At 65.1% G+C, this 11,740-nt stretch carries 14 protein-coding genes; 10 read left to right on the plus strand and 4 right to left on the minus strand.

The genetic code is table 11. The features are described from left to right. The first annotated feature begins 51 nt into the window (after window positions 1-51). From ACW7G0_RS05130 to ACW7G0_RS05155, 6 genes are all read left to right on the plus strand, one after another. Window positions 52-1,611, plus strand: coding sequence for an NfeD family protein (locus tag ACW7G0_RS05130; RefSeq protein ID WP_456988061.1), 1,560 nt, complete (start codon window positions 52-54; stop codon window positions 1,609-1,611). Next, complete coding sequence (locus ACW7G0_RS05135; protein WP_456988063.1) at window positions 1,608-2,372, plus strand: slipin family protein; 765 nt, start codon at window positions 1,608-1,610, stop codon at window positions 2,370-2,372. Before ACW7G0_RS05130 ends, ACW7G0_RS05135 begins: the two co-directional genes overlap by 4 nt. Before the next feature lie 80 nt (window positions 2,373-2,452). Further along, a complete protein-coding gene (locus ACW7G0_RS05140) occupies window positions 2,453-2,767 on the plus strand; it encodes an MliC family protein (RefSeq protein ID WP_456988064.1) in 315 nt (104 codons plus the stop codon). A 337-nt stretch (window positions 2,768-3,104) separates the two neighbouring features. After that, on the plus strand, window positions 3,105-3,677 hold the full coding sequence (locus tag ACW7G0_RS05145; RefSeq protein ID WP_456988065.1) for an OmpA family protein: 573 nt from the start codon (window positions 3,105-3,107) through the stop codon (window positions 3,675-3,677). A 171-nt stretch (window positions 3,678-3,848) separates the two neighbouring features. Beyond that, the gene (locus tag ACW7G0_RS05150; RefSeq protein WP_456989455.1) at window positions 3,849-4,181 is read left to right on the plus strand and encodes a YnfA family protein; all 333 of its coding nucleotides are present in this window, start codon (window positions 3,849-3,851) and stop codon (window positions 4,179-4,181) included. 79 nt (window positions 4,182-4,260) lie between these two features. Continuing rightward, a complete protein-coding gene (locus ACW7G0_RS05155) occupies window positions 4,261-4,851 on the plus strand; it encodes a COG4315 family predicted lipoprotein (RefSeq protein WP_456988067.1) in 591 nt (196 codons plus the stop codon). A gap of 138 nt (window positions 4,852-4,989) precedes the next feature. Here ACW7G0_RS05155 and ACW7G0_RS05160 read toward each other — a convergent pair whose 3' ends face one another. Both ACW7G0_RS05160 and ACW7G0_RS05165 read right to left on the minus strand, forming a co-directional pair. Beyond that, window positions 4,990-6,276 carry an arsenic transporter gene (locus ACW7G0_RS05160; protein ID WP_456988069.1) on the minus strand — a complete coding sequence of 429 codons (1,287 nt, stop codon included), beginning with the start codon at window positions 6,274-6,276 and terminating at the stop codon, window positions 4,990-4,992. Between the two features lie 3 nt (window positions 6,277-6,279). Beyond that, window positions 6,280-6,630, minus strand: a complete 351-nt coding sequence (locus ACW7G0_RS05165) for an ArsR/SmtB family transcription factor (protein WP_456988071.1) — start codon at window positions 6,628-6,630, stop codon at window positions 6,280-6,282. A 17-nt stretch (window positions 6,631-6,647) separates the two neighbouring features. Here ACW7G0_RS05165 and arsH point away from each other — a divergent pair, with 17 nt between their 5' ends. Beyond that, a complete protein-coding gene (gene arsH / locus ACW7G0_RS05170) occupies window positions 6,648-7,499 on the plus strand; it encodes an arsenical resistance protein ArsH (protein WP_456988072.1) in 852 nt (283 codons plus the stop codon). A gap of 10 nt (window positions 7,500-7,509) precedes the next feature. Next, a complete protein-coding gene (arsC, locus tag ACW7G0_RS05175; RefSeq protein ID WP_456988074.1) occupies window positions 7,510-7,929 on the plus strand; it encodes an arsenate reductase (glutaredoxin) in 420 nt (139 codons plus the stop codon). A 56-nt stretch (window positions 7,930-7,985) separates the two neighbouring features. On the opposite strand, the gene ACW7G0_RS05180 is transcribed toward arsC, so the two are convergent. After that, window positions 7,986-9,317 (minus strand): ATP-binding protein, encoded by a 1,332-nt coding sequence (locus ACW7G0_RS05180; RefSeq protein WP_456988075.1) that lies wholly within the window; start codon window positions 9,315-9,317, stop codon window positions 7,986-7,988. Window positions 9,318-9,327: 10 nt separating this feature from the next. Beyond that, on the minus strand, window positions 9,328-9,993 hold the full coding sequence (locus ACW7G0_RS05185; protein WP_456988077.1) for a response regulator: 666 nt from the start codon (window positions 9,991-9,993) through the stop codon (window positions 9,328-9,330). 62 nt (window positions 9,994-10,055) lie between these two features. Here ACW7G0_RS05185 and ACW7G0_RS05190 point away from each other — a divergent pair, with 62 nt between their 5' ends. Both ACW7G0_RS05190 and dsbG read left to right on the plus strand, forming a co-directional pair. Further along, window positions 10,056-10,919 (plus strand): redoxin domain-containing protein, encoded by an 864-nt coding sequence (locus ACW7G0_RS05190; protein ID WP_456988079.1) that lies wholly within the window; start codon window positions 10,056-10,058, stop codon window positions 10,917-10,919. Next, window positions 10,919-11,686, plus strand: coding sequence for a thiol:disulfide interchange protein DsbG (gene dsbG / locus ACW7G0_RS05195; RefSeq protein WP_456988080.1), 768 nt, complete (start codon window positions 10,919-10,921; stop codon window positions 11,684-11,686). Before ACW7G0_RS05190 ends, dsbG begins: the two co-directional genes overlap by 1 nt. Window positions 11,687-11,740: the final 54 nt, after the last annotated feature.

Genomic DNA, 11,740 nt, shown 5'->3' on the forward strand with positions numbered 1-11,740 from the left:
TCAGTGTCAACTGGGGTCATGGGCGGAGTCGCGCCGCGGTTCGGGGGCGTCATGAACTTGATCGCACGAGCGTTCTGGTTATTGATCTTCAGCGTTGGATTGGCAGTCTCGCTGCCGGCATTGGCCGCAGTGTCCCAGTCGGCGGAGCCGACGCCTGCGCTCGATCCGGGTAACACGACACGCGCCGGGGTGGTGCTGTTGGAGGTTCAGGGCGGCATTGGCCCGGCCACGCGCGACTATGTGAAGCGTGGCCTGGATCGCGCTGCCGAGCAGAACGCCGTCGCCGTGGTGTTGCGGATCGACACGCCAGGCGGGTTGGACCTGTCCACCCGCGACATCAACCAGGCGATCCTGGCGTCCACGGTGCCGGTGATCGGCTGGGTCGCGCCCCAGGGCGCACGTGCCGCCAGTGCCGGTACCTACATCCTGTATGCCTGTCATCTGGCGGCGATGGCGCCGGCGACTGCATTGGGTGCTGCTACGCCGGTATCGATGGGCGGTGGTGGGCCGGACATCGTTCCCGGGGACAGAAATGGGCAATCCGAAGACGAACCATCCGCAGGTGCCGCCGGGAGCGACCCTGGTCGGGACAGTCCCGGCCAGGGTAATCCGGCTCAAGACAATCCGACGCAAGACAATCCGGTCCAAGGCGATCCAGTCGCGGCCAAACCAGCCCCAGGTGCCGGCGGCGCGATGGCGCACAAGGTCGTCAATGATGCTGCCGCCTACCTGCGCAGCCTGGCCGAGTTGCGCGGCCGCAATGCCGACTTTGCCGAGCGTGCCGTGCGTGAAGCGGCCACCCTGACCGCCGAGCAGGCCCTGCAACGCAACGTGATCGAAATTGTCGCCAACGACCTGGACAGCTTGCTGGCCCAGGCCGACGGGCGCCAGGTCAAACTGCACCACGCCACCGTCACCCTGGACACTGCAGGCCAGTCGGTTACCAGCATCGAGCCCGACTGGCGCTTCAAGTTGCTCGCGGTGCTGACCAACCCGACGGTGGCCTACATGCTGTTGCTGGCCGGGATGTACGGCCTGCTGCTGGAAGGCTACAGCCCCGGCGCGGTGCTGCCGGGCGTGGTCGGTGCGATCTGCCTGCTACTGGCCCTGTATGCGATGCAGGTGCTGCCGGTGAACTACGCCGGGGTGGGATTGATTGTGCTCGGTATCGTCTTGATGGGGCTTGAGTTCGCGATGCCGAGCTTCGGCGCGCTCGGCATAGGAGGCTTGATTGCGTTGATGATCGGCTCGCTGATCATGTTCGATACCGACGTGCCCGGGTTCGGCGTGCCCGGGCAGCTGATCGCCGCGATTGGCGTCACCAGCGGGCTGGGCTTCATGGGCCTGATCTGGTTGGCGATGCGCGCACGCGCCAAACCGGTGACCACCGGCGCCGATGAGATGGTCGGCCACCACGCAACCGCGATCGCGGACTTTCACGGCCACGGCCACGTGCGGATTCGCGGAGAGATCTGGCAGGCCGTATCAACCACGCCCGTCACCCGTGGCCAAACGCTGCAGGTACTCGCCCTTGATGGCCTGGTCCTGCAGGTCGCCCCGGTTGTCGAATCGCCTGCCGTGCACACCCCAGAACCCGGAGTTCGTCCATGAACATGCTCGTGTTTCTCCCGATCCTGATCGTCATCGCGCTGTTTTTTTTCAGTGCCATCAAGATATTGCGTGAGTACGAACGCGGCGTAGTGTTCCAGCTGGGACGCTTCTGGAAGGTCAAGGGGCCGGGGTTGATCTTCCTGATCCCGATCGTCCAGCAGATGGTCCGGGTCGACCTGCGGACCATCGTCATGGACGTGCCATCGCAAGACCTGATCACCCGCGATAACGTCTCCGTGCAGGTCAACGCAGTGGTGTACTTCCGCGTGGTCGATCCGGAGAAGGCGATCATCGCGGTCGAACACTTCTACGACGCCACCAGCCAGCTCGCCCAGACGACCCTGCGCTCGGTGCTCGGCCAGCACGAGCTGGACCAGTTGCTGGCCGAACGCGACAAGCTCAACCACGACGTGCGCACCATCCTCGACAGCCAGACCGACGCCTGGGGCATCAAGGTCGCCAACGTCGAGATCAAGCACGTCGATATCAACGAGACCATGGTCCGCGCGATTGCCCGCCAGGCCGAAGCCGAGCGCGTGCGCCGGGCCAAGATCATCCACGCAGAGGGCGAGCAGCAGGCCGCCGAGAAGCTGGTCGAGGCCGCCAAGCTGCTGGGTGCCGACCCGCGCGCGATCCAGTTGCGCTACCTGCAGACCCTGACCGAGATCGCCGGCGACAGGAGCTCGACGATCGTCTTCCCGCTGCCATTGGACCTGGTGGAACCGATGCTGGCGCGGTTGAAAGCGCCACCGCGCGAATGAGTCGTTGGCGCCGCGAGGCTCACTGCGGATCGACATGCGCCCGGTTATAACCGGTGTCCCAATATCGGAAGGAGCGCGGCATGAAGGTCCTCGTAGCGGCAATGGTGGCGGTCATCGGCGCGGGCTGCGCCAGCACGGTTCCGCCCGGCAGCGGGTCGGCAGATGTGCACGATGTGACGTTCTCCTGCGACAACGACGAGACCCTGTCAGTGCGGTTCATCACGTCACGTGAGGTCGCGATCATGACGCGCCACGGCGACGCGATCGAGCTGAAACAGATGCCCAGCGGCTCGGGCTTCATCTATAGCAACGGCCCGAACACGATCCGCGGCAAGGGCGACGACCTGACGGTCGAGATCGGCCGGATGGTGCCGATCCAGTGCACGGCGAGCTGATCGTTTCACCTGACGCAAATAGTTACCGGGAGTACGCCCTCGGTTTGAACTTGTAAGTAATCCTTACAAGTTGCCCCTCGGTCAGCTCTTCGTCCCCGTATATCGCCCGGATGTGTCGGTAATGCCCATCGGTGGCTCGCAAATGGATTTCGGTCCGCTTGTGGTTACAACCACTTTCAAGGGCCTCTGTCACGTTTCTCGCCATGCCTTGCAGGGCAGGGTTCTCCGTTCACCTGACGCAAAGAGTCACCCGGCTAGCTTCGGTTCCGGCGCCATCCCCCGATTAGCGCGCGCAGTTCGCGCCAGGGCGCCACACCGAACCCAGGAGATTCAGATCATGGCCACTTCCCTGTCCCGTAAAGCGGTCCTTGCGGTCGCATTGGCAAGCGTGACCCTTGCCAGTTGCAGCAGCTTCATCAAACGCGATGAGTTCGACGCCACCATCGCCGATCTTCGTGCCACCGATGCCCGCCTGGAGTCGCAGATCCAGACCATGGGCCAGAAGTACGACGCCCTGGTGACCCAACTGGCCGGCCGTACCCGCGTGGATACCGCTGCCTACTTCAGCGTCGGTGATGCGACTCTCGGCGCACAGGCCGAGCCGCTGCTGAATGACTTTGCGCGCGCGATCAGCAGCAGCCACACCGATGCGTTGATCACCGTGGAGGGTTTCGCCGATCCGTCCGGCTCGACCGCGCTCAACAAGCGTCTCGGCCAAAGCCGCGCCGACGCCGTGCGTGACTACCTCGTCACCGCCGGCTTGCCTGCGGAACAGGTCCGTGCCGTGAGCTATGGCGAAGACAAGAACCGCCAAGTCCGTCCGGGTGCGACCGGTGATGCCGGCCAGGACAACCGCCGCGTCGCGCTGGTGGTTGACTACGCTGGTCCGAAGACCGCCTCGACGATGTAATCGGCGCGGCTTGGTGATACCGGAAAGGACGCCCGATGGCGTCCTTTCTTTTCGCTCATTTTCCGTCGCTGGCAGTCGATCCGGAAACGGTTGGGATATCGTGGCTCCCCACAGGGCGGCGTATTCCGACGCCCGTTTGCTTTCATCGTTGAGCAACGACTGATGCCGCTTCTGCAAACACTTGGCCTGTTCACCCTGACCGCGGTCGCCGAGATCGTCGGTTGCTGGCTGGTGCTGATGTGGCGCAAGCCGGAAGGTGCGGCGTGGCTTCTGGTGCCTGCGGCGCTCAGCTTGGCGGCGTTCGCGTGGTTGTTGACCTTGCACCCGGCGGCCTCGGGTCGGGTGTATGCGGCGTATGGCGGGGTGTATGTCGCCACCGCGCTGGTGTGGCTGTGGGCGGTGGACGGCGTGCGGCCGGGTGTGTTCGACCTGCTTGGCGGCGGGCTGATCCTTGCGGGAGCCGTGGTGATCATCAGCGGTCACTGGGTCTCGACCGGGTCTTAACGCCGGCCCGTCTATCACTCGATGCAACGACCGCAGTGTCGGTTGCAAGGCGGACGCAAGGTCCGCGCAAGGAGATGTCGTGACGATTTCACGCAAGGTGGATTGGCCCCGCGTGGGTCCGGGCCCGATGGCCGCATGGTTGAGCGTCGCGCTGGCCATCGGTCTGGCCGGTTGCAACGAGCCCGGCGAAGGCAACTCGTTGGGGGACCCGTCGCCCGCGCAGGCAACCGATGAAACCCCATCAATCGTGGGCGAGGGCGGCACCCTGGTGACCGATGCGGCGGATGCCGCCGGCAGCTTGACGGTGATGTCCGTCGGCGGGCCGGCCGATTACGTGGCCGACGACAGCCGTCGTGCGGTCTACCTGCTGGAAGGCGATACCGATGGCAACCAGTGCGTTGATGCCTGCCTGCGCCAGTGGGCGCCGTTGTTTCCGCCCACCACCGAACCGACTGTCAGCGGCAACCTCGCACCGGTACTGGTAGGCACGATCGATCGCGCCGACGGGTCCAAACAGGTCACCTACAACGGCCACCCGCTGTACCACTACGTGGGAGACACGCGGCCGGGCAGCACGCTGGGGCATGAGCGCGATGACGAGTGGGGCGAGTGGTATCTGGTCACGCCGCAGGGCAACGCGTTGGGCGAGGAGGTCGGCAAGCTGGATTGATGATGCCGATAGCATCGAAGATGCACTGATCAGCTCAGGCGATTCCTTCGAGGGCAGCAGCTATCGGGCGTTGAGGTCGTGTCGCGCAGGCGAGCAAACGATCTTTCGTAGGACTGGGCAATCGCAGCGGTCAGCGCATCACGCAAGGCTCAGCCGGATCGCCAAAGCCGCCAAGGTCACGAGCAGCACTGGGAGCGTCAGGACGACACCGACCTTGAAGTAATAGCCCCAGGTGATCCTGATGTTCTTGCGTGCCAGCACGTGCAACCACAACAACGTGGCCAGGCTGCCGATCGGGGTGAACTTCGGACCCAGGTCGCTGCCAATGACGTTGGCGTAGATCATCGCCTCGCGCACGGCCCCTTCGGCCTGACTGGCGTCGATGGATAGCGCGCCAACCAGCACGGTGGGCATGTTGTTCATGACCGAAGACAGGAACGCCGTCAGCAGGCCGGTCCCGATCGTCGCTCCCCACAAGCCGTAACCGGCAAAAACGTCCAGCAGCTTCGCCAGATGGTCGGTCAAACCCTCATTGCGCAGGCCATACACCACCAGGTACATGCCGAGCGAGAACACCACGATCTGCCACGGCGCTTCCCGGACGACCTTGCGGGTCGATATCACGTGCCCCTTCGCCGCCACCGCCAGCAGCACCAGTGCCCCGGCGCCAGCCACTGCGCTGATGGGCACGCCAATCCTCTCCAGCCCGAAGAATCCCACCAGCAGGAGCACCAACACCCCCCAGCCTGCGTTGAAGGTGGTGCGGTCGACAATCGCCGATCGCGGGTCCTTCAACTGGGTCACGTCGTAGTTGTCCGGGATGTCGCGGCGAAAGAACCACATCAGCATGCCCAGCGTCGCGGCAACGGAGACCAGGTTGACCGGCACCATGACCGAGGCATATTCGGCAAAGCCGATATCGAAGTAGTCCGCCGAGACGATGTTGACCAGGTTGGAAACGACCAGCGGCAGGCTGGCGGTGTCGGCTATGAACCCGGCCGCCATCACGAACGCGAGCGTTGCCGCCGGAGTGAACCTGAGCGCCAGAAGCATGGCGATGACGATCGGGGTCAGGATCAGCGCGGCGCCATCGTTGGCGAACAATGCCGCGACCGCCGCGCCGAGCAGTATCAGGAACACGAACAGCCTGCGCCCGCTGCCCTTGCCCCAACGCGCCACGTGCAGCGCTGCCCACTCGAAAAACCCGGCTTCATCGAGCACCAGACTGATGATGATCACCGCCACGAAAGTGAACGTGGCGTTCCAGACAAAGCCCCAGACCGTTGCGATATCCGCCAGCCCCACCACGCCGGTCAGTAGTGCCAATGCGGCACCCAGCATGGCGCTCCAGCCAACGCCCAAACCTTTCGGCTGCCATATGACCAGGACGATGGTGGCGACGAAGATCAGCAGCGCAACCAGCACGGCTCAGACCTTGCCCACTTTCTGCGCACCCTTGGGGGAGGGGCGGGAGACAGGAAGACAGCGACTCTGGTCGCCGTTGCAGCAGTTGTGCGTCAGGAATTCGATCAGGCCATTCATGGCGTCGAAATCGGCGCGATAGCAGATGTGGCGACCTTGCGCCTGGCCCTGTATCAGGCGTGCCGCGGTGAGTTCCTTGAGGTGAAACGACAAGGTCGCCCCGGGCAGCGATAGCGTTTCGGCGATCTCGCCGGGCATCCGCCCCTCGGGACCGGCCTCGACCAGCAGGCGGAAGACGGACAGCCGCGTGGTTTGCCCTAGGGCGGCCAATGCGGTGGTTGCATTCTTTAGTTCCATGTTTCTAGAATACTGGAATGAAACCGAATGAAGCAATCACCTCGACGACATCCGACCTCGACAATCTTGTCCCAGCGGCGGTGGACATCCCCGCCCATGACAAGCTTGGTCTTCACGGGGCGACGCACCCGCCACGGATCCTGATCCTGTACGGCGCGTTGCGGCCGCAGTCGGTCAGCCACAAGCTCGCGCTGGAAGCAGAGAGGCTGCTGCGCCACTTCGGCGCGGAAACCCGGGTGTTCGACCCGCACGACCTGCCGATGGTGGACAGTGTGGGTGCGGACCACCCCAAGGTGCAGCAACTGCGCGAATGGTCGCAGTGGTCCGAAGGCCAGGTCTGGGTGAGCCCGGAGCGCCATGGCACGATGACGGCGGTGTTCAAGAACCAGATCGACTGGTTGCCGCTGGAGCTGGCCGGGGTGCGCCCGACCCAGGGCCGGACCCTGGCGGTGATGCAAGTGTGTGGCGGCTCGCAGTCGTTCAACGTGGTCAACGCGCTGCGCCAACTGGGTCGCTGGATGCGCATGGTCACCATCCCCAACCAGTCATCCGTACCGAAGGCCTGGCAGGAGTTCAACGACGACGGGCGGATGAAGCCCTCGCAGTACTACGACCGCGTGGTCGACGTGATGGAGGAGCTGGTGAAGTTCACCCTGCTGGTGCGCGACCGCAGCGACTATCTGACCAACCGCTACAGCGAACGCAAGGGCGACCTGGCCGCCGCGACGCTGGCCGCTGCCTCCGGCGCGGTTACCGTGCCCCCGGTTATGACGATCGCGCCCGCAACCTCGGCGGAGACCGCATTGGATGCCGACGTCGCTCAGCCCGCGCGAGCCGCATGTTGCGGGACCACATCGACCTGCAGCTGAGGAACCGGCCGTGAACGCGATGATCTATCACAACCCGAACTGCGGCACCTCGCGGAACACGCTGGCGCTGATCCGCCATGCGGGCATCGAGCCCACGATCATCGAGTACCTGCGGAATCCACCTGCGCGCGATCGCCTGATCGAGCTGATTGCGGCGGCGGGCCTGAGCGTGCGTGATGCTGTGCGGCAGAAAGGCACGCCATACGTGGAACTCGGGCTGGACGATCCGGCCCTGTCGGACGAGCAACTGCTCGATGCGATGTTGGCCGATCCGATCCTGATCAACCGACCGTTCGTGGAAACGCCGCTGGGCACCCGCTTGTGCCGACCCTCGGAGGTCGTGCTCGACATTCTGCCGGCAGTGACCCGTCCGTTCGCCAAGGAAGACGGCGAAGTGGTTATCGATCAGAGTGGTCATCGAGTCAGGTAGCAGGCCGGCGCCAGGCACCAAGGACGACCTGGCCGCGTCCCTGTTGGGGCGAACGGCTACGCTTGCATCGATGGGCGCGGCAGAGTCAGGCGCGCCCTGGTGCCGCCGTCGCTCCCGGGCGAGAGCTCGAGTGACCCGCCGTAGCGGCAGGCGATCGCCTCCACGATGGTCAGGCCCAGGCCGCTGCCGGTTCCGGCGCCGGTGATGCCTCCACGCCAGAAGCGTTCCTTGACGCGCGTGACATCAGGGCCGAGTCCCGGGCCGTGGTCGATGACGGTGAAAATTACGCTGCCCGGTACGGTGTCGATGACAACTTCCACGGCGGTGTCGGGCGGCGAATAGCGTACCGCGTTGTCAGTCAGGTTACGCAGGGCGGTGACGGCAAGCGCCGGTGGTATCGCGACCATCACCGCGGCGTCTTCAGCTCGGCGCACGATGCGTTTGGCGGCGCCCTCGGTGCCATCGGCGATCGCGCGGTCGAGTACCTGGTTGGCGTCAATGGCTTCGGACTGGTCAAACGACACGCGTCCTTCGACTCGCGCCAACAGCAGCAGCTGTTCCAGCGTGGAGCGCATGCGGTGCACGCCTTCTTCCGCATCCTCCAGGGCCTGCTCGTGGGTCTCGCCGCTGGTGATCCGCGCGACTTGCAGGTGGGTGTCGATCGCAGTCAGTGGGGTGCGCAGTTCGTGCGCGGCATCGTTGGTGAAGTGGCGCTCGCGCTGCATCGCCTCGGCGGTGTGGCGCAGGTGATGGTTGAGGGCGTCGGTCAGCGGCTGCAACTCGCTGGGCAGTGGACCTGCATCCAGCGGTGTAACGGCGTTGGGTTCGCGGGCGGCGACGGTGCGACGCAGCCGTTCCAGCGGCGACAGGCCCCGGCCAACCCCGAACCACAGCGCGAGCAATCCGCCGACGGCCGCGATCAGGAATGGCAGGCCGGCGGCGAGGGCGATGTTCTTGCGCAGCTCGTCGCGTTCGTCCATGCGGTCGGCCGTGGTAATGCTGAAGTGGTCGGTCTGCAAGGTGTAGGTACGCCAGTAGGTGCCGTCGGCCAGGCGGGTGTCGTAGCCCGGGGTGCTGCCGTCCAGCGGCAACCCGGCGGCGCCGCGGGTGGTGGCGATGACCTCGCCGCGTAATGAGCGCACCTGGCAGGCCATGCTGCGGTTGCCGGGCACCGTCACTGCCTGGTCGATCGCGAGGTTGCCACCCTCCTGCGGCGTCAGCGATTGCTCGATCAGCCCCGAGACCATGCGCGTGGACATCGCCAGCCGGTCATCCAGGGTGCGCTGCAGGCTATGGTCGAGGTCACGCAGCATCCATAGCGCCGCTGCTACCCACAACACCGTCAGGGCGAGGCCGATACCCAGCGCCAGTCGCAGTCGCAGGCTCATGACAGCGGGCTCATGACGGCATACCGCCAAAGCGGTAGCCGATGCCGCGGACGGTTTCCACCACGCCGGCGCCGAGTTTGCGCCGCAGGTTGTGGATGTGGACGTTGACCGCATTGCTGCCCACATTCTGCTCATAGCCGTACAGGCTGTCCTTGATCTGGTTGGCGGACAAGCAGCGGCCGCCGGCTTCCATCAAGGCGGTGAGCAGGGCCGTTTCGCGCCGCGACAGGGACAAGGGTTCACCGGCCAGCCAAGCCTCGCCGCTGGCGGGATCGATCGCCAGTCGGCCGGATTCGAGCAGGTTGACGCTGCGCCCGCCGGCGCGCCGCAACAGGACGTGCAGGCGGGCGACCAGTTCGCCCAGATCGAACGGCTTGACCATGTAGTCGTCCGCGCCGCCCTGGAGACCGGCGATGCGGTCTTCCACGGCGTCACGGGCCGTCAGCAGCAGGATGGGCAGCGTATGGCCGGCATCGCGCAGGCGCAGCAGCAACTCGGTGCCATCGGCATCGGGCAGGCCCAGATCGAGAACCATGACGTCCAGGTGCCCGGTGGCTGCCGCCGCCTCGGCCTGGCCGGCAGTGCCCACGGCGTCTGCGGTGATGCCGTGCGACCTCAGGCCCGCGACGATCCCGCGGGCGATCAGCGCGTCATCTTCGACTACCAGAACTCTCATTTAATGCTCACTTAATCGGCATGCGCCACCATTGGCGGATGCTTAGTGTTGGTCCATTTCCCATGTCACTGGTCGTGCTGCTGATTGCGCTGGCGTCTGCGGTGCTGTCGGCGCGCTGGTTGCACCGCCGCACCGTCGATGGTGGCCCGACGGCCGGTTCCGGATCAGCCGGTTCCGCATCAACTCGTTCTGGATCAGCCCGCCCAGGTTCGATCATCGTGGACATGGCATTCATCGGGGTCGTCGTGGCCCGGGTCGCCTTCATCGTCCAGTGGTTGCCGCAATACCTGGAAGATCCATGGTCGATGGTACGCATTGGCGATGGCGGTTTTACGCTCTGGGCCGGTATTGTCGCAGCGATCGGATGGGGTGTCTGGCGCATTCGAAAGCTGCCGTCACTGCGTCGTCCGCTGGCGGCCGGTGTGGTGGCGGGCCTGCTGTCATGGGCCTTCCTCGGCGGCGCCCTGACGCTGCTGCAGCATTCATCGGCAGCACTCCCAACCACGGCGCTCAACACCCTGGATGGCGGCTCGACCAGCCTGCAGGCAATGTCCGGCCGGCCGATGGTGGTCAACCTGTGGGCCACCTGGTGCCCGCCGTGCCGGCGCGAGATGCCGGCACTGGCACAGGCGCAGCAGCAGTACGCCGATGTCAGCATCGTCCTGGTCAACCAGGGCGAAGGGCCCGACGAGATCCGGGACTACCTGCGGGCGGAAGGCCTGGTGCTGGATAATGTGTTGCTGGACCCGTTTTCATCGGTGATGCAGCAAGTGGGTTCGCGCGGCTTGCCGACCACGCTGTTCTTCGATGCCAATGGCACTTTGGTCGATACCCACATGGGCGAGTTGTCCGCGGCGAGCCTCACCCAGAAACTGCAGCGCTTCGAGCTTGGCGCGCCTGCCGACCCCTCCGAGGAGATGCCGTAATGGCTCGAATTACCCCACACTGGCTGTTGCTGTCTTCGGCCTTGTTGATGGTCACCGGTTGCAGTCAGGCGCAGGAGCGGCCGGCGCCGATCCAGGCGCTGGAGGCCCAGGGGCTTGAAGTCATCGGTGAATTCGACGCGCCATCCGGGCTGAGCGGCTATGCCGGCCTGGCTGGCCAGAATCCCATCGCCGTCTACGTGACCGAAGATGGCCAGCACGCGCTGGTCGGCTCTCTGGTCAATGCCAAGGGTGAGGATGTCGGTGCGCAAGCGGTGAAGGAACTGGTGATGAAGCCGATGACCGAGCGCTCCTGGGACAAGCTGGAGGTCTCGACCTGGATCGCCGACGGCAAGGCGACGGCGCCGCGCGTGGTTTACACCTTCAGCGACCCGAACTGCCCCTACTGCAACCGTTTCTGGGAAGCCGCCCGGCCGTGGGTGGACTCCGGCAAGGTGCAACTGCGCCACGTCATGGTCGGCGTTATCCGCCAGGACAGTGCCAACAAGGTGGCCGCGATACTTGCCGCGCCTTCACCCGAAGCGGCATTGGCCAATAACGAGCGCGCGTTCGCGAACGGTGGCATCAAGCCGGCCGCAACGGTGCCGGCAGCCGTACGCAAGAAGCTCGACTCCAACCAGCTGTTGATGCTTGAGATGGGCTTCCAGGGAACACCCGGCATCCTGTTCCTCGATGCCGAAGGGCTGCTGCAGCGCCGCGCCGGGATGCCACGCCCGGAAGACCTGGCCACCGTCCTGGGCCCGCGTTGATGAGTTGATATCACGTCTCCGGTACTTGCCAACAGCTCAAGTCCTGACTCTCTG

The organism is Lysobacter sp. A286 (assembly GCF_054052105.1).

Bases quoted from the DNA above. Each gene is read 5' to 3' on its own strand.
- ACW7G0_RS05130 (WP_456988061.1), top strand. From the start codon at position 52: ATGAACTTGATCGCACGAGCGTTCTGGTTATTGATCTTCAGCGTTGGA.
- ACW7G0_RS05135 (WP_456988063.1), top strand. From the start codon at position 1,608: ATGAACATGCTCGTGTTTCTCCCGATCCTGATCGTCATCGCGCTGTTT.
- ACW7G0_RS05140 (WP_456988064.1), top strand. From the start codon at position 2,453: ATGAAGGTCCTCGTAGCGGCAATGGTGGCGGTCATCGGCGCGGGCTGC.
- ACW7G0_RS05145 (WP_456988065.1), top strand. From the start codon at position 3,105: ATGGCCACTTCCCTGTCCCGTAAAGCGGTCCTTGCGGTCGCATTGGCA.
- ACW7G0_RS05165 (WP_456988071.1), bottom strand. From the start codon at position 6,630: ATGGAACTAAAGAATGCAACCACCGCATTGGCCGCCCTAGGGCAAACC.
- arsH (WP_456988072.1), top strand. From the start codon at position 6,648: ATGAAACCGAATGAAGCAATCACCTCGACGACATCCGACCTCGACAAT.
- ACW7G0_RS05180 (WP_456988075.1), bottom strand. From the start codon at position 9,317: ATGAGCCTGCGACTGCGACTGGCGCTGGGTATCGGCCTCGCCCTGACG.
- ACW7G0_RS05185 (WP_456988077.1), bottom strand. From the start codon at position 9,993: ATGAGAGTTCTGGTAGTCGAAGATGACGCGCTGATCGCCCGCGGGATC.
- ACW7G0_RS05190 (WP_456988079.1), top strand. From the start codon at position 10,056: ATGTCACTGGTCGTGCTGCTGATTGCGCTGGCGTCTGCGGTGCTGTCG.
- dsbG (WP_456988080.1), top strand. From the start codon at position 10,919: ATGGCTCGAATTACCCCACACTGGCTGTTGCTGTCTTCGGCCTTGTTG.